This is a genomic window from Mycobacterium senriense, from assembly GCF_019668465.1.
GTDB lineage: Bacteria > Actinomycetota > Actinomycetes > Mycobacteriales > Mycobacteriaceae > Mycobacterium > Mycobacterium senriense.
Window position 1 is genome coordinate 5450538 of the sequence record NZ_AP024828.1, and the last position, 15100, is coordinate 5465637.

At 65.2% G+C, this 15100-nt stretch carries 18 protein-coding genes and 4 tRNA genes; 11 read left to right on the forward strand and 11 right to left on the reverse strand.

Annotated elements, in window-relative coordinates; genetic code table 11:
- Positions 1 to 44: 44 nt before the first annotated feature.
- Both MTY59_RS25320 and MTY59_RS25325 read right to left on the reverse strand, forming a co-directional pair.
- Positions 45 to 986, reverse strand: a complete 942-nt coding sequence (locus MTY59_RS25320; RefSeq protein WP_221043587.1) for a catalase family peroxidase — start codon at positions 984 to 986, stop codon at positions 45 to 47.
- 18 nt (positions 987 to 1004) lie between these two features.
- Positions 1005 to 1796, reverse strand: coding sequence for an SDR family NAD(P)-dependent oxidoreductase (locus MTY59_RS25325; RefSeq protein ID WP_221043588.1), 792 nt, complete (start codon positions 1794 to 1796; stop codon positions 1005 to 1007).
- A gap of 243 nt (positions 1797 to 2039) precedes the next feature.
- Between MTY59_RS25325 and MTY59_RS25330 the strand changes: the two genes are divergently transcribed.
- The 3 genes from MTY59_RS25330 (at position 2040) to MTY59_RS25340 (ending at position 5092) form a co-directional block, all read left to right on the forward strand.
- Positions 2040 to 2642, forward strand: a complete 603-nt coding sequence (locus tag MTY59_RS25330; RefSeq protein WP_250160665.1) for a hypothetical protein — start codon at positions 2040 to 2042, stop codon at positions 2640 to 2642.
- Between the two features lie 93 nt (positions 2643 to 2735).
- A complete protein-coding gene (locus MTY59_RS25335; RefSeq protein ID WP_221043589.1) occupies positions 2736 to 4295 on the forward strand; it encodes a long-chain-fatty-acid--CoA ligase in 1560 nt (519 codons plus the stop codon).
- An 8-nt stretch (positions 4296 to 4303) separates the two neighbouring features.
- Positions 4304 to 5092 carry an MBL fold metallo-hydrolase gene (locus MTY59_RS25340; protein WP_221046655.1) on the forward strand — a complete coding sequence of 263 codons (789 nt, stop codon included), beginning with the start codon at positions 4304 to 4306 and terminating at the stop codon, positions 5090 to 5092.
- Positions 5093 to 5097: 5 nt separating this feature from the next.
- Here the strand turns inward: MTY59_RS25340 and MTY59_RS25345 are convergent, their stop codons facing one another.
- The 5 genes from MTY59_RS25345 to MTY59_RS25365 all read right to left on the reverse strand — a co-directional run bounded on the left by MTY59_RS25345 (position 5098) and on the right by MTY59_RS25365 (position 7282).
- Positions 5098 to 5928, reverse strand: coding sequence for an enoyl-CoA hydratase/isomerase family protein (locus tag MTY59_RS25345; protein WP_415822818.1), 831 nt, complete (start codon positions 5926 to 5928; stop codon positions 5098 to 5100).
- Positions 5929 to 6016: 88 nt separating this feature from the next.
- On the reverse strand, positions 6017 to 6310 hold the full coding sequence (locus MTY59_RS25350) for a hypothetical protein (RefSeq protein ID WP_221043590.1): 294 nt from the start codon (positions 6308 to 6310) through the stop codon (positions 6017 to 6019).
- 20 nt (positions 6311 to 6330) lie between these two features.
- Complete coding sequence (locus MTY59_RS25355) at positions 6331 to 6777, reverse strand: SRPBCC family protein (RefSeq protein ID WP_221043591.1); 447 nt, start codon at positions 6775 to 6777, stop codon at positions 6331 to 6333.
- A 38-nt stretch (positions 6778 to 6815) separates the two neighbouring features.
- Positions 6816 to 7052 (reverse strand): hypothetical protein, encoded by a 237-nt coding sequence (locus MTY59_RS25360; RefSeq protein ID WP_221043592.1) that lies wholly within the window; start codon positions 7050 to 7052, stop codon positions 6816 to 6818.
- 158 nt (positions 7053 to 7210) lie between these two features.
- Positions 7211 to 7282: transfer RNA gene (locus MTY59_RS25365), tRNA-Val, on the reverse strand.
- Between the two features lie 179 nt (positions 7283 to 7461).
- On the opposite strand from MTY59_RS25365, the gene MTY59_RS25370 reads away from it, so the two are divergent.
- From MTY59_RS25370 to MTY59_RS25395, 6 genes are all read left to right on the forward strand, one after another.
- Positions 7462 to 7534 (forward strand) — tRNA-Gly (locus MTY59_RS25370).
- A 28-nt stretch (positions 7535 to 7562) separates the two neighbouring features.
- Positions 7563 to 7636 (forward strand) — tRNA-Cys (locus MTY59_RS25375).
- A 15-nt stretch (positions 7637 to 7651) separates the two neighbouring features.
- Positions 7652 to 7726, forward strand: a tRNA-Val gene (locus MTY59_RS25380).
- A 162-nt stretch (positions 7727 to 7888) separates the two neighbouring features.
- On the forward strand, positions 7889 to 8179 hold the full coding sequence (locus MTY59_RS25385) for a hypothetical protein (RefSeq protein ID WP_221043593.1): 291 nt from the start codon (positions 7889 to 7891) through the stop codon (positions 8177 to 8179).
- A gap of 83 nt (positions 8180 to 8262) precedes the next feature.
- Complete coding sequence (locus MTY59_RS25390; RefSeq protein WP_221043594.1) at positions 8263 to 8490, forward strand: hypothetical protein; 228 nt, start codon at positions 8263 to 8265, stop codon at positions 8488 to 8490.
- 819 nt (positions 8491 to 9309) lie between these two features.
- On the forward strand, positions 9310 to 9537 hold the full coding sequence (locus MTY59_RS25395; RefSeq protein ID WP_221043595.1) for a hypothetical protein: 228 nt from the start codon (positions 9310 to 9312) through the stop codon (positions 9535 to 9537).
- Between the two features lie 473 nt (positions 9538 to 10010).
- On the opposite strand, the gene MTY59_RS25400 is transcribed toward MTY59_RS25395, so the two are convergent.
- On the reverse strand, positions 10011 to 10172 hold the full coding sequence (locus MTY59_RS25400) for a hypothetical protein (RefSeq protein WP_221043596.1): 162 nt from the start codon (positions 10170 to 10172) through the stop codon (positions 10011 to 10013).
- 419 nt (positions 10173 to 10591) lie between these two features.
- Here MTY59_RS25400 and MTY59_RS25405 point away from each other — a divergent pair, with 419 nt between their 5' ends.
- A complete protein-coding gene (locus tag MTY59_RS25405; RefSeq protein ID WP_221043597.1) occupies positions 10592 to 10984 on the forward strand; it encodes a nuclear transport factor 2 family protein in 393 nt (130 codons plus the stop codon).
- A 606-nt stretch (positions 10985 to 11590) separates the two neighbouring features.
- Here the strand turns inward: MTY59_RS25405 and MTY59_RS25410 are convergent.
- Together MTY59_RS25410 and MTY59_RS25415 are read right to left on the reverse strand one after the other, a co-directional pair.
- Entirely contained in the window at positions 11591 to 12163 is a 573-nt protein-coding gene (locus tag MTY59_RS25410; RefSeq protein WP_221043598.1) for a hypothetical protein, read from the reverse strand.
- Entirely contained in the window at positions 12144 to 14075 is a 1932-nt protein-coding gene (locus MTY59_RS25415) for a putative alpha/beta hydrolase (protein ID WP_221043599.1), read from the reverse strand. The genes MTY59_RS25410 and MTY59_RS25415 overlap by 20 nt, the downstream gene beginning before the upstream one ends.
- Positions 14076 to 14470: 395 nt before the next feature.
- Here MTY59_RS25415 and MTY59_RS25420 point away from each other — a divergent pair, with 395 nt between their 5' ends.
- Complete coding sequence (locus MTY59_RS25420) at positions 14471 to 14755, forward strand: hypothetical protein (protein ID WP_221043600.1); 285 nt, start codon at positions 14471 to 14473, stop codon at positions 14753 to 14755.
- A 4-nt stretch (positions 14756 to 14759) separates the two neighbouring features.
- Here MTY59_RS25420 and MTY59_RS25425 read toward each other — a convergent pair whose 3' ends face one another.
- A complete protein-coding gene (locus MTY59_RS25425; RefSeq protein ID WP_221043601.1) occupies positions 14760 to 15062 on the reverse strand; it encodes a hypothetical protein in 303 nt (100 codons plus the stop codon).
- Between the last annotated feature and the right edge of the window lie 38 nt (positions 15063 to 15100).

A 15100-nucleotide genomic window follows, 5' to 3' on the forward strand; every position in this document is an offset into this window, starting at 1 on the left:
CCGATTTCGGCGCGAGGTGACTATCGTCACGGGGCGCTCCCCGGTCAGGCGGACGGAGCTTCGGCGCCGCGTTCCACACCGGTTCGCAGCTTGACCGAGGCGGAATACGCCAGTGTCCGGAAGTGCAGGACCGGATCGTCGGAGGGCTCAATGCCCTCGGTGACGCGCATCGGGTCGAACACCACGATGTCGCCGCCGTGCTCGCGTTCGGTGTCCAGGCCGGTGATCGCCAGCGTGCCGACGGTGACGATCTGCGTGCTCTGCCAGGCCGCCGACGGGTCCACCGTCGAGTCAGTGGGCCCGGCGATCTGCACCCGGAAGTCGAACCGCACCGGCCCGTCGTCCAGCCGCGCCTTCAGCTCGTCGGTGAGGAAGTCCGGATCCTTGCCGCCCGCATCCGATCCCGACAGGTATTCCTCGGAGACGGTCGGAACCAGGTGGTAGCGAACGAATCTGGCGCTGCCGTCGGCGGCGATCCAGCGGAAGGCGTGCAGGCCGTGGTACTCGGTGGTGGCGTAGCTGGCCGGGACGCGGTTCGCCTCGCGCAGGATGGGCAGCGCGCCAAGCAGCTTCGGATGGGTGAGCAGGTGTTTGGCCAGGCGCACGGGCGTGGTGAGGCCGGGCCGCATCGCCTTGAGCAGATCGATGAAGCCGTCCGGCGTGCTGGAGACGAACAGGCGGGCGGTCTGCGTCGAGACATCGGTGGTGGAGCCGTCGGGCAGGGTGAACTTCACCGCCATCCCGCGCACACCGGACGCGCCGTCGCGCTGCTCGGGGTTGCCCGATCCGTTGGAGAAGCGGATCAGCGCCGGAACGGTCGAGCCATCGAGATGCTGTGCGCGCGAGAGCATGCGCGCGTCGGGGGTCGCCGTGAACGTGCCCCGATACAGGGTGCCTTTGGCGTGCAATGCGCGACAACCGGGCTGTGCTCCGCCGGCGCCCCGGATCGCCTCGATCGCCTGGTCAGGAGTAAGTCCACCGCTCATGGACGAATCTTAGTCGGATCACCTGGGAAAGCCGAAGAGTTCGACGACACCGTGATCGCGACCGGCGGTGTAGCCGCCATCGACGGCGAGGGCCTGGCCGCTGACGAACGAGGCGTCGGTGGACAGCAGGAAGGCGGCCATGGCGGCGATCTCTTCGGGCTGCCCCAGCCGCTGCAGGGCGTGCTCCTTGGTGATGGAGGCCAGCGGGCCCTCCATCCCGGGGATGCTGAAGACGCTGTGCGCCATGGGCGTTTCGATGAAGCCTGGGCAGATGACGTTGGCCCGGATGCCGCTGGGCCCGTAGTCGAGCGCGATGTTCTTGGTGAGCAGTACGACGCCGCCCTTGGCCGCGTTGTACGAGCTGCCGCCCGCGGTGCCCTCCAGGCCCTCGACGCTGGCGACTGTCACGATCGAGCCCCGTTCGCCGTCGGCCCGGGGTTGTTCGATCATCCTGGCCAGCGCCGCCTTGGCCACCAGGAAGGTGCCGGTGAGGTTGATGCCGATCACCCGGTCCCATTCGGCGCGGTCGAGCAGGTGCACCGGGCCTCCCCCGGCGACACCGGCGGCGTGAAAGAGGCCGTCGAGGCGGCCCGGCACCGCGGCCAGCACCGCGGTGATCGCGGCCTCGTCGGTCACGTCGGTGGGCACGAAGGTGAACCGCGGCCCCAGGTCGTCGGGAGGGGTGGCCAGGTCGGCGCCCACCACGGTGCCGCCCTCGGCCAAAAGCCGCCGCGCGGTGGCCAGCCCGATCCCCGAGGAGGCGCCGGTCACGACGAAGGTGCGGGAACGGGCGCGCTCGGGGTTCACCATGTCGGATCCTTTCCGTCGGGCAGGTCGGCCCAGTCATGGTGACACACCGCCCCGCGGCCGGTTCGCGAATACCGGATCTGGTGTCAAATCGGTTCGCGCCGTGAACTTTACAAACTCATCCGGCGTCTTGATAGGTGGGCTGTATCGAGCCATAGCAAACCCATCTTGGACATTGCCGCCGGCACTGGCGGACGATATGCCCACGGGCGAATTTCGCAGCGCCCGACGGCGTTAGGAACGACGATGTCAGCAACTCAGCCTCAGCTGCCTTCCCGTCGGGCCGGATGGCGCGTCGGGGCGGTGTGCGCGGCCGCCGTGATCGCCGTAACCGTCCTGGCCTGCTCCGCCAACCGGGCCGAACGCAGCGCCGCGATAACCCTGGCGTCCGACGACGCGATCGCCATCGCCGAGGGCGTTTCGGTCACCCCCGCGCCCGGCTGGACGGTCGGACACCGCGGCCCGAACTGGGTGGCGCTGAACAACGCCGACACCAGCGCGCAGCTGCGGGTCACGGTCAAGCCCGCGGGCGGCACGGATGCCGCCGGGCTCCTGCAGGCCGACATCGCCCAATTCACCAGCGGCGCCTCGGCCATCTTGACCGATGTGAACCGGCTGAACCCGCCCGACACCAAGCCGCTGCCCGGCGCGAACTTCCAGGAACAAGCGTCCGTCAACTACACCGCGACCGTGGTGAACCCGCAGGGCACGATTCCGGTGATCGGCACGTTCACCGAGCTGCTGAACACCTCGACCGGCCGATCGGCGTTCATCGACTTCCGGCAGGACAGCAGCGCGACCACCCAGGCCGCCGGTGACGGCGGACTGATGATCGCCTCTATGGAGTGAGGCGCGAGCGACCTGCGCCGGCGAGGGTCGGCGTGGCGTGTGCGCGACCGACCGCGTATTAAAAACTGGAGCAATTCGAACGCGGAGGGGTTCATGACACCAGCCGACACGACGACCAGCGCGGTGGGGACGCTCGCCGGCATCGTCGAACGACACGCACAGCAGCGCCCCGACGCGATCGCCATCCGCTACGGCGAGCGCCAGTGGTCCTGGGCCGAATGGAGCTCGCGGATCCGTCGCACGGCCGGGGCCTTGCGCGCCGCCGGCCTCGAGCGGGGCCAGTGCGTGGCCTTCCTGGACAAAAATCACCCCGCCTGCCTCGAGGTGCTCATCGCGGGCGCCTCGATCGGTGTGGTCACCACCGTGGTCAACTGGCGGGTGATCGGCGACGAACTCGTCCACGTGCTGGCCGACAGTGGCGCCCGCGTGCTGGTCGTCGGCGCCGAGTTGCGTGCGCCGGCCGAGGCGGCCGCCGAGCGGGTACCGGGCGTGGAACGGATCGTCGAGGTCGGCGACGAGTACGAATCGCTGCTCGCCGCGGCGGCGCCGACGCAACCCGACCCGAGTGTCGACGAGAACGAGACCGCGCTGGTGATCTACAGCTCTGGCACCACCGGACGCCCCAAGGGGGTGCTGCTCAGCCAGCGCGCGTTGGTCAACCACGCATCGAACCTGGCTCCGGCGTTTCCCTTTGACAACGGGGACGCGAACCTCGTCGCCATGCCGTTGTTCCACGTCGGCGGAATCGGCTACGCCCTGTTCGGAATCCGTTCCGGTGCACCGACATTCCTGACCCGAGAGCCCGACGCCGCGACGCTGATCGGCGCGGTGCGCGGCGGCGCCACCCACGCGTTCTTCGTCCCGCCGGTGATCGCCCGGTTCTTGGATGCGGGTGAGGCGGCGACCGCCGCGATCGCCGGCCTGCGCTACATCGTCTACGGCGCCGCACCGATGCCGCTGCCGTTGCTGCACCGGGCGCTGTCCACCTGGCCCGAAACGAAATTCGTGCAGGTGTACGGGCAGACGGAATTGTGCGGCGCGGTCACCGCGCTGTCCGACGACGATCACCGCGATGCGGCGCGGCCCGAGTTGCAGGTCGCGGCCGGAAAGGCGGTGCAGGGCTGCGAGATTCGCATCGTCGATCCCGACTCCGGTGCACAACGGCCGGCCGGGGAGTCCGGCGAGGTGTGGGTGCGCAGCAACCAGAACATGACCGGCTACCTCAACCGACCGGACGCGACCGCCGAAACGATCACCGCCGACGACTGGGTGCGCACCGGCGACGTCGGGCGCCTGGACGCCGACGGCTACGTCTACATCGAAGACCGCATCAAGGACATGATCATCACCGGCGGCGAGAACGTGTACGGCCCCGAGGTGGAAAGCGTGCTCATCGAGCATCCCGCAGTCCTCGATGCCGCGGTAATCGGTGTGCCCGACGACTTCTGGGGCGAATCCGTCAAGGCGATCGTAGTGGCCGACGGCGAGATCGACGCAAAAGGCATCATCGAGTTCTGTCGCCAGCACCTGGCCGGTTTCAAATGTCCGAGGACGGTGGACTTCGTACCCGAACTTCCCCGCAACGCCAGCGGTAAGATCCTGAAAACTCAGCTGCGCGAACCGTTTTGGCGCGACCGGGCGCGCGGGATATGACCACTCGAGTGGACGCGACGCGGCGCGACTGCGCGATCAGCGTGCTGGGCGGTCCCACGACCGTCATCGACATCGCGGGCCGCAGGATCGTCATGGACCCGACCTTCGATCCGCCGGGCGTGCACGACTACCTGACCAAGCTCACCGGTCCCGCCGTGAGTCCCAAAGCCCTGGGGCCGGTGGATGCGGTGTTGGTCAGCCACGACCAGCATCCCGACAACTTCGACGACGACGGCCGCCGCATGGCACTGGCCGCGCCGCTGCTGCTCACCCACACCGGCGCCGCCGGCCGGCTGGGCCCGCCGGCGGTCGGGCTCGCGCCCTGGCAATCCCACGAACTCGACGGCGAGCCCGGATCGCTTATTGTGCAAGCGGTTCCGGCCGTACACGGGCCGGCCGACGGGCAGCGCGACGCCGGCGGGCACGTCAACTGCGAGGTGACGGGTTTCGTGCTGTCCGGGCCAGGGCTGCCGACGGTGTACCTCAGCGGCGACAACGCGTCGATGGCCGCGGTCAAAGACGTCGCCGATCGCGTCGGTCGGGTCGACATTGCGGTGCTGTTCGCGGGTGCGGCGAGCGTGCCCACCAAAGAGCGCGGGCGGCCGTTGACGCTGACCGCGGCGCGCGCGGCCGCCGCCGCCGAACTGCTAAGCGCCACAGTGGTGATCCCGGCCTACGTCGACGGCTGGGCCCACTTCAGCGAGGGCGTTGACGAATTCGTCGCGGCGTTCGACCAGGCCGGCATCAGCACCGTGCTGAAGGTCGCGCCGCACGGCGAGTGGATCGATTGGGACTGAACGCGCTACAGGCGTCCCTCGACGCGCAGTTCCGGGTGCACCCAGTCGGGTGAGCGGCGTTCCTTGAACGAGCGGAAGCCTTCGATGGCCTCCGCGTCGGACAGGCTTGCGGTCATGCCGATGCGGTCATAGAGGCCCAGGTAGCTGTCGATGCTGGACTTGATGACGCCGCGGGCGCGCGGGGCGGTTCGACAGCATTGCGCGAGAATGTCTTTCGCCGCGTCCAGCAGGCCCTCGTGCGGCACCACGCGAGTGACCAGGCCCCAGTCGAGAGCTTCGACCGCGGTGAGTACCCGTCCGGTGAACATCAGGTCGCGGGTGCGCACCGGCCCGATGACCCGGGTGAGCATCTGGCTGTAGTAGGTGTCGGCGTAGCCGCGGAACAGTTCGGGCACCCGGAAGGTCGCCCGGTCGCTCACCACCGACAGGTCGCTGCACAGGGCGATCTGGAAGCCGCCGCCCTGGCATAACCCGTTGACCGCGGACACGATCGGCTTGCCCGAGGTGCGCACCGCGTCGAACGGCGTCACGTCCATGCCCAGCGCGGAACCGAAGGTGATCCAGTTGTCCTCGCCACCCCCGCCGCCCATGTCGCCGCCGGGGGCGAAGACGTCGCCGGTCCCGGTGAGCACCAGCCCGGCCAGGTCCTTGTCCTCGTTGAGACGCCCCACCGCATAACGGATCCCGAAGTACATCGCGGGGCTCAGGGCGTTGCGCGCCTCCGGCCGATCGATGGTGCAGACGGCGATCGGGCCCTGGCGCTCGAAACGCAGGTAGGGAGTGCCCAGCCAATCGCCTTCAGGCGGACGGGGACTGTTATGCGGTGTCTGCGCCACGGGACTCCTCTCCAGTCGGCGTCGCAGCGGATCTATCGCGCCGCAACGCCGCTACTGTAGCTCTTACGGTATCGGCGGTGCCGGACGCCTATACGTAAGGCAGCGTGGTCGTCTCGGCGGTCGCAGACGCATCGGCGAGCACCGAGGCGAGTTTGGTTTGCAAGGTGGACGTGGTGTCCCCCACCGGCTTATCGCAGAACCTGCAGCGCGTTGTGAAATTCGGCTGTTCGTCCTCGTCCGGCCAGAAGCGGCGCGGCCCCACCTGGGCCCCAGGGTCGAACAGCACGGCCTGATGCGGTGCGTCCTTGAGGATGCGGCCGACGGGATGGCTCTGTGGGCATTCGAGTTTGAGCATGCCAACGCCCTCTTGGTTGCCGACCATTTTCTACCGTCCTCTCGCTGTCAGTGCAAGATCTGCGCGAGCTTGCGCCAGCGCCGGTGCCGGTGCCGGAACATGACCCGGACGAAGGCGCGGGTCAGCAGCCCGTGCAGACCGTCGTCGGTTTCGATCTCGTCGGTGTAGCGGCAGCTGCCGTCGTCGATGGGTTCGAACGTCAGGCGGTGATTCCAGGTATGGACGGGCCCGCCGTGCTCGTTGGTGTAGATCACGGTCGGGTCGAGTCGCTTGATGGTGAGGTGATGTGTCCAGCCCGGGATCACGCCGAACCACCATAGCCGTGCCGATCCCTGCGTGCCGACCTCGATGCGCTCGGGGACCTCGAGGCGGTACGCCCGCAGCACTGGGCTGAGGACGTGCTTCATCAGCTCGGGCTTGCGCGCCAAGGCGGAGGCCGTCTCGACCGGGATCGGCAGCTCCGTAGTTAGGGTAACCTTACTCATGCAGTTCATGTTGTCCTAGCGGGCGCGATCAGGCAAGGGCGCGTGGTTCAGTGGGGCAAGTCTGGAGCCGCGGGGTCGGGCGCCCGGGCCGGCGAGGACGGTGCCGGTGGCGGAGCGGCCGACGGCGGGCAGTCCGGCATGAAAATCCACACCGACGACCATTTGGCGGTGATCTTGTTGCATGCCGCCGGGGTGACCGGCGAGGCGCTGCTCGCCGAAATCAGCGCCGCAATCAGTCCGGTTACCAGCGCAGGAAGAAGGATGCGGGAGACGACGGTCAACATGGTTCCCCTCCGCGCCTGGCGTGCGCCCGAATCGCGCCCCGGCGTGCAGGTAACGCTACGACAGGAGCCACCGGACCGCAGCGTGAGAAGTCGACACTGAGAGACGCGAGGGAAACGGGAGGGCGCGGTCAATCATTCATTGACCTGATTGATACTTGTGGTCCCGGCTGGGATCGAACCAGCGACCTTCCGCGTGTGAAGCGGACGCTCTCCCACTGAGCCACGGGACCGCGCCGAGATGGCGAACGACGTCGAAGACTAGCACGCGCCGGCCCAGACGATACCGGCCGCACCGTGTGGTAGGTCGCCACGATAGCCTGGGCACGGCTCGTACCAAGAAATTTGTATGGGCCCCCCCACGTGGACTATCGTCGTGCTTCGCACCGGGCGACGATCTCGTCCGAGGCGCGCGGATGTAGCGCAGTTGGTAGCGCATCACCTTGCCAAGGTGAGGGTCGCGGGTTCGAATCCCGTCATCCGCTCGAAGGTGCAAGTGGCGTGGACCCCAACGGTGGAGTGGCCGAGTGGTGAGGCAACGGCCTGCAAAGCCGTGCACACGGGTTCGATTCCCGTCTCCACCTCCAGCTTTTGGTTTCCCGGCGCGATTAGCTCAGCGGGAGAGCGCTTCCCTGACACGGAAGAGGTCACTGGTTCAATCCCAGTATCGCGCACCAGCTTCATAGCAGCTCAGAGGCACTTTTCTAGGCTTCCACTGGTCCGCGTGACCTAGATATGACCTGACAGTCGGCAACACTCGACCGATTGAAGGGAACCTCACCATGCCCAGCACTGTGGCAACCAGCCGCCGAGGCCGTCTCGTGGACGAGATACACCAGATGACGAACGTCGTCGGCCTCGAAGACCTCACTGTGCCCGAGGTTGTGGCGTTCGATGCCCTGCTGGCGCCTGCGCACACCCGCGTCACCAGGGGCCGCGACGCTACCGTCGACAGAGACGAACTGATTTACAGCGTGAAGACCGCCATGAGTGCCAGGTCGCCGGAAACCTTGACGGACGAAGAGTTACGCGCCATTGGAGCGGTGATTCGAGCCGCCGACTCTCGTGTTCATGTGGTGGGCAACGTGATTAACTTCGCCGCCCGGCGCCGTAACGGACGCCCTCGATAGCTCACATCCAGAACCATCGAGCCTGTCGCAGAACTTGGTTATCTTTCCAGGGATTGGCTAACCCCGTTCCAAGTGATGTAGCAATGACCACACCAGACAACGCGGCAACCACTTGGCGAGACCTGGCCGGTCAGCTCACGCCCGAGCAGATCGCGCGTTTCGAGCGCGCCGAACAGCTTTGCCGGTCCAAGGCTCACCTCGCGTTCCCGCAGAGCGACCCAAGCGAAACGATCGCTCACCTTCTCACTGGTGTGCTCAAAGAGGCGCGTTGGCAAGCACAGCAGAACCTGACTGATGGGCGCCGTCGGTAGCCGCGTCTTGACCACAGAGGGCTTAGCACGCTTGCGTACCCAGTCGCCACGCCAGTACAAACGGCCGTTTGATGAAGGGCGAACAGCCGGCGGGAGTCCCTCTGAGTAGATAACGCGGGCCGCCCCCTGCTCTCCTCACGGACCGCCCGGTTGATTTGACCCGCAATGTGATTCACCTCCACCCAAGGCGGCACGAAACCGCGGGCGCTTACGTCGTCCCGGACAATTCACTATTTGTTTTGCCTGGATAGGCGTAGGGTCAACCGTACGGATCCACGGCAGACCAAGGTCGGACCGGAAGAGAAGATTCCTCCTCTCGGCTGTGGCGCCCAGCACGACCACCAGGCACCCACGCGAAGCAAGGCCCATCAACTGGGCACAGCGCGGTGGGCTTGCGTCAGGCCAGGGAGAAATACTCTTCCTCTTCTGACGCCGAGGCCACCATTCACCGCGCAATCCATGCAGCTTGGTAACCAGGTGGTTGGCGCTTCGGACGGCGTTCCTGACGAAAAGGAGCGCCGTCCGACTTGCCTATGCGGGACTTCCCGGGGCTGGTAGCAGCTGTGAACCGTTCCGATGCGCCGCCGTTGCGTGCGCGTGGTGACAACGCCTACGAAATCACGGACGCCAGAAGAAGGCCGCACGCCGGGGACTCTGGGGCATATCGGCTAGCTGCTCGATGAGCACGCTGAAATACCCTGCTCGCCAACTTTTTTGAGGAATCGTCGAGGGTGGTGTTTCCGCTGTTCGAGTAAACGAACAAGGAGACGCGATCCCCTATGGGCGGCCCGGCACGGCTACGGGGTTTAAGAGAGAACCATGACCGCGTCGCATGAGTGGATGCACATCGGCGACGATGCCTGGGAGCGGTACGGCACCCGGGTCCACTACACCGTCCACGAAGAGAGCGACCGTTGGGTGGCGCGGGGCTACTCGCTCCGCGACGGTCGTGAACGCAAAGAGGTTGAGGGATCAGCACATACGTTGGAGAACGCCAAGCGGCTGGTGCAGGATTGGGAGTCTGAGCAAAAGGTGCGCCGAATCTGACACCAGCGCTCGTCGCGCGCGTCATCCCTCGCGCACGCCCCTAACGCGATGTGCGTGCGGCAATGACTTGCGGACAAGATGGAACCGGATTGACACTCTCCGCGTCTCAATTAGTTGTCGATCGGGCCGCCCCTACTTCTCCTCGGAGGGGCCCGATTATTCACGTCTAGGTAGCAAGGTCGTCGTGTATCCGCGGGCTAGGGCCAGCACTAGGTGACGGGGCCTCCTCAATGCTCGTCCAGACCCGGGGGCTGATGTACAGATTTGTTCTGTTCGCTCGGCGGATCTTCAGCACGCCGCCGTTGACAATCTCGAACTTGTCTTTGTCCCCGAAGCTTAGGGTCGATTTGGGCTCGCGATTCACCTTGAATGCCATGCTGGTCAGTGTCACTCCAGGGAACTGACATGCCCATCCGTGACCTACGAGAGATGCCCCGGTGATGCCACCCGCGTAATTTGATCGTAGGAGGACGCTAATGCCGGAATGCATGCACCGGGTCGAAAAGTGCCTGAAGTGCGGTGGGCTCGCCGATATTTTGGTGGAGGAGCGATACAGCGGCCACGGCCAACTCGTCGGGAGGCTGATCCACCGCTTTCGGTGTCGGCGCGGCTGCACGGGTCGCGGCGTAGTCCACGCACCCTGCGCACCTCGCTAGTCCATGGCTATGGAGGAGTTAATGGCGGCTCTTCGTCATGCGGCTCGGGAGCGGGGCGGGACGCTGCCGTCGATAGTCGTGGGGCGCGGATGCGCTGCGGGATGAACGCCGCGAGGACCGAGGCGGATTACGGCCGAGGCCCTGAGGCTCGCGGGCCAACCGTTAATCTCACCTGGAGGGCGGCTTTTGCTGACCTCCGCGCGGCAGGTAGTCCAGTACCCCATTCCTAGCGTTACCAGTAAATATTCCTAGCGGTACCAGTAAATCCGCTGTGCCAAGGCTTACATTTAGCGGGCGGCGAATGGTCTGACTGATCGGAGACCCGACCTAGCGCGATTGCCCAGACTGGGCGAGTCCACCGCGGCCGAAAATCGGGGGTGGAGTGAAGGGAACTGACAATGTCAGAGCAAGAACAGAACATCGAGTTAGTCAAGCGCGGCTACGAGGCCTTCAATGCCGGTGACGGCAAGGCCGTGATGGACCTGTTCGACGACAACATCGAGTGGGTGCAGCCGGGCGACAGCGCGATCGGCGGTTCCTATCGCGGCAAGCACGATCTCGCAGGTTTGCTCGCAAAGATGGCCGAGAAGCAGACGACTGCCGACCCGCAGCGTTTCATCGCAGATGGCGACGACGTGATCGCTCTTTGCCAGACTACGGCCGGTGGCGAGACCTCTGAGATCGCGCAGGTGTTCACCCTGCGCGACGGCAAGGTCGTCGCGGCGCACGCCTATGCCGACACCGCAGCGCTGGAAAGGGTCTTCGGCAAGAAGGAGGTCGCGACAGCCTAGGACTACCTGTCCGACGAAACAGCCGGCCCGTCATCCCACTTGGGGGCGGGCCGGCTGCTGTGCTGAGTACTGGTTTAGCCGCCCACCGCCCGCCGCCCGGCTCCGGTGCCAGGGAATCGGCCATCAGGTACGTGCCTTGTGCGCAGTTGTCTCACCCAAGGGTTTACGCTGGACTTCACAAATTAGCGGTTGTGGTCGCCGTTGGTGTTGTTGGTTGCGGGTCGACCCTGGTGGTGCGGGGCTCGGCCCGCAACTTTTTTGGGCGGACTCATGCGGCACCGCAGAATGGCCGCACGGCAGGAGGTCGTGGACCTTACCGCTAGAAGGAGTACGGAAGCTCAGCCGTCGTGCGAAAGCTGTCGCGCTAGGGCGTATTCCAAACTTTAGTCATGATATGAACACACGAAAGTCCTCGTGCCGCAGCACATGTCGCTCACGACGTGAGCTCCGAAGGGTTGACAGGGCAGGGAATATCCAGCGATTGATGGCGCGCCCCTCCTGCGTTGCCGCACAAGGGATTTGGTTGTTAACCATGGTCCTCGCAAGGATTGCGGGGGCCGAATCCTCAACCGCGCTGTCGCCCTAGCTAGTCATTCGGCAAGACGGCTAACGGCCGCCCAACTGATCGTTGATGTTGCTCCACTGACCTTCGCCCTTGTGGTTGCCCATGTTCCGGCATTGGCCGTCGAGGATGATCTGCCCGTAACTGTGGTCGGACGGCATGAAACTGATACTGGCGGCGACGCCATCTTTGTTGAGCGTTGCGCCGTGGTAGTGCTGTCCGGGTGGCGCCCCGTCGTTCCAGCCGTGCGCGATCATCGCCGCCCGTACTTGCTGGAAATAGGCATCGGGGTCCCCGTGGATCAGGAAGCTCAGCGTGACGGTGCCCTGAAACGGCGGGTCGCCTTGGTCGTTGCAGGAGGCGAACGAGAACGCCCCGCTGACTCCCTCCAAGTTGGCGGCGGTGACGATCTGTTTGGCGGGCTCGATCACCTGGGCCTTGGTCTGGTCGTCGCTCATGGGGTGGGCGGTGTCTTCATATGGGTTTGTCGATCCGGGGGCGTGTGGTTTGTGTTGCACTGGTGCGCATCCTCCTAACAACATGGCGACGGCCACTAGCGAAGTAAGCAGTAATTGGCGCAACGGCACGCGTTGTTCCTTAATGGTGGTGTTGGGCATCGAAAACATGGTTGTCGGTAATAGACCCTGGCGACCGTTCCCACTCCGGGTCAACGACGGCCGGCGTGTGTGGGCCGATCGTGACCGGCGGTAGCCCCGGAATCCTGACTTGCACGCCGCCCAGCGAATGCCGGTGTTCGGCGGTCATGCCGTCGGCTTGTAGTTGGTCGCCGTGGCCGGAGACGATGTCGGCCATGCCGTACAAGGCTTCGCTGCCGCGGTGGTAGTAGTAGGAGTGGTCGTGCGGGTTGATGCCATCGGAGCCAGGAACCTCGGCGCGGAAGCGGACCGACCCAAACCCGTCGACGGCAGGGTCTCCGCCCAGGCTGGGGTTGTTCCCGAAGAAGTTCTCACCGAAGATTTTCTTGCTCGCGCCGTCTAGGTGACCGAGCATGCCGACCGGATCGGTGGAGGCGTCTCCTACGAACACATGTCCCCCATCAAGGTGAAAGCTTTCGGCGCTGGTCGCACGGTCGGTTCCCGGACAGCCCAGCAGCACAGCGTCATTGGCGTGCATGTTGTGCATGGCGAAGGCGTCCGCAACGGTCGTCGAGCCGTAAGAGTGGCCCAACACGGTGACATGCTGGGCCGCCCCGAGGTGGGTTGCCCACAGACCGTTGACGTCCTGCGCTAGCGCCGCACTGCCCGTCCGGGCGAGTTCGGGTGTGGAGATGCGCACAACGTCGTCAAACCCGTTGGGGGCGTCGTAGCCCATCCACGCAATCACCGCCGTTGGGTTATTGGGGTCGGCGGCGTTGGCCTGTTCGAACAGGTTGATCGCGTCGTTGTGGCCGTCGTGCAGCCAGCCCCCTTTCACGCTGCTGCTGGTGCCCGGCACGATCACCGCGGTGTTCTTCGCGGTGTCCGGGTTGCCGATTGCGATCGCGGCACGGCCCTTGCCGCCGAACGCCGTTGGGTCATAAGCGAATAGGTAGACCGGGTTCGGGTGAAGCGGGTCCCCGGCGTCGTGATCGAGGCCTAGCTTGGTCTCGTTGGCGTTCTGGTAGCGGGTGATGTCGGTGGCTGACAGACCGAATTTCGCGGGATCGCGAAGCACGTCGTCCACCGAGACACCGTTGCGGGCGGCGGTGACACGCACCCGGTCGAGGTCTTGATTCATCACTGTGAGGTTGGCGTCATTGCGCGCCAGAATGGGGACGCCGTTGAGATTGCCGATTTGGTCGGGATGCTCCGCCATGAACCGCTGTCGCTGCTGTGGGGTCAGTGATGTCCACCAGCGATGCACGTCCTCGGGATTGGTGCTCGGCGGGGGGATCTGGTTGTCTGCATCGACTGGCTGCAGGATGTTCGGGTCGTAGCCGTCGGTGCGCAGATTGCCCAGACAGTTCTGCAGCGTGGCCGAGTAGCCGTCACGGATTGACTGCAGATCGTGAAGCGCATCCCGGACGTCATCAGCGGCGTCGGCTTTCGCGTCGTCGATCAACTTCTTTAGAAAAGCCTCGGTCTTCGCGTCGGGATGGCCAGCCTGCAGATCGTGCTCCGCCGCGTCGATAATGTTGTCGAGCCCCTGCAACTCGTGTTCCAACGTAGAGATCCGTTGCGTTCCAGCTTTCTGCGCGTCGGCCAACGCGGCGGCGATGTTCTCCAAGTCAGCGCCGATTTTGGGCAACTGCTCGGACTGCGCGCCAAGCGATTTGATGACCCGCTGCACTTCCGCGGAGTCGTTGATCGGGTGGTCGCCGTTCTGGTGATTCCAAGCCGCATTGAATCGTTGGCGGGCTTGTTCGAACGCGTGGTCCGCCTCGGCGGTGTGTCGGCCCGCGCCATGGAAGGCCTCGGCCAGGCTCGAAATCTGAGACGGGCTGCCGGCCTGCAAGCTCTGGTTAATCGCCCATGGATCACCACCGGCCTTAGCGATCAGCTCGGCAACATTTAGCCATTTCAGCTGCACTGCACCGCCTGCAAATCCGCACCCTGTTCTCCTGAAGCAGCTATGACGCTAACGCTACACCGCTGGTAATCCCTCCGCGCCGGGTCGAGCCGACGCTGCGGAGCAATTTATCTATGCGGAGTTCACCATCGATGGCCGCGATGGCCGGTGCCAGTGACCAGCGCAACCCAGCGACCAGTCCGCTACGGCGTCGAAGACGCGCGTAATGCGGGATGCGCTGTCGGAGAAGGCTTGTCGATCACCGACATCGACGGCGCGGACGTTACTGTTGCAAGTCACTTTTGTCGCCGGAGCTGCCTTGGGAGCCACTTTTAGCGCTACGTCGACCGGGGTCAGCACAAGTGGAGTAGCGGACTACTCGTGCCCGGGCCCGGGATCGCGGAGACGATCTAGCCATGAAGCCCAACCTTGCACCGCCGACCGGGGCAACCATGGTCGACGAATGGGACACCGTCGAGGCAGCGTTCAGGGTGTTCGACGGCCCGGAGTGGAGCATCAACCATGCTGGCCACGGGCCACAGAGCGAGATCGTGGTCTCCGTCGTCGGGCGGCAATACGTCGACGGGCACGCTGAGTGCCAGGTCTTCATTGACTGTCCCAATACCCCGATCATCGCGCCAGCCCAAGCCCGGAAGCTGGCCCAGGCGTTGATCGCCGCAGCGGACGCCGCTCACGGATGACTCGCTAGGGACGTTCTTCAATCACACACTGAACAATCCCGTTGGCAAAGGACGGGTCGAATCCCATCTGCGCTACCTTCTGAGCCTCGGCAGCGGGGGGAACTCCAGAATCGAGATCCTGCTCAATGACTCCGACAAGCTGCAAGTTTTGGGGGTCGTGTTCCGCCAGCGGTTCTGTCATCTTTCCCACGCAGCGGCGGTAACCACTGTAGTCAGCGTGAGCGGACGTCTCTATCAGCATCGCCGAGGCGATGAACAAGGCGGCGATGGCTATGCCGACCGCGGCGGCCGCGTGGATGAAACGCACGGTTATACGGATACCCAGCGATAACGCTGGATAATCAG

Excerpts from the sequence above, each read along its gene's own strand:
- MTY59_RS25360 (WP_221043592.1), bottom strand. The coding sequence starts at position 7,052 with ATGTTGACCGTCGTCTCCCGCATCCTTCTTCCTGCGCTGGTAACCGGA.
- MTY59_RS25335 (WP_221043589.1), top strand. The coding sequence starts at position 2,736 with ATGACACCAGCCGACACGACGACCAGCGCGGTGGGGACGCTCGCCGGC.
- MTY59_RS25325 (WP_221043588.1), bottom strand. The coding sequence starts at position 1,796 with ATGGTGAACCCCGAGCGCGCCCGTTCCCGCACCTTCGTCGTGACCGGC.
- MTY59_RS25350 (WP_221043590.1), bottom strand. The coding sequence starts at position 6,310 with ATGGTCGGCAACCAAGAGGGCGTTGGCATGCTCAAACTCGAATGCCCA.
- MTY59_RS25320 (WP_221043587.1), bottom strand. The coding sequence starts at position 986 with ATGAGCGGTGGACTTACTCCTGACCAGGCGATCGAGGCGATCCGGGGC.
- MTY59_RS25390 (WP_221043594.1), top strand. The coding sequence starts at position 8,263 with ATGACCACACCAGACAACGCGGCAACCACTTGGCGAGACCTGGCCGGT.
- MTY59_RS25405 (WP_221043597.1), top strand. The coding sequence starts at position 10,592 with ATGTCAGAGCAAGAACAGAACATCGAGTTAGTCAAGCGCGGCTACGAG.
- MTY59_RS25410 (WP_221043598.1), bottom strand. The coding sequence starts at position 12,163 with ATGCCCAACACCACCATTAAGGAACAACGCGTGCCGTTGCGCCAATTA.
- MTY59_RS25355 (WP_221043591.1), bottom strand. The coding sequence starts at position 6,777 with ATGAACTGCATGAGTAAGGTTACCCTAACTACGGAGCTGCCGATCCCG.
- MTY59_RS25385 (WP_221043593.1), top strand. The coding sequence starts at position 7,889 with ATGACGAACGTCGTCGGCCTCGAAGACCTCACTGTGCCCGAGGTTGTG.
- MTY59_RS25420 (WP_221043600.1), top strand. The coding sequence starts at position 14,471 with ATGAAGCCCAACCTTGCACCGCCGACCGGGGCAACCATGGTCGACGAA.
- MTY59_RS25330 (WP_250160665.1), top strand. The coding sequence starts at position 2,040 with ATGTCAGCAACTCAGCCTCAGCTGCCTTCCCGTCGGGCCGGATGGCGC.
- MTY59_RS25395 (WP_221043595.1), top strand. The coding sequence starts at position 9,310 with ATGACCGCGTCGCATGAGTGGATGCACATCGGCGACGATGCCTGGGAG.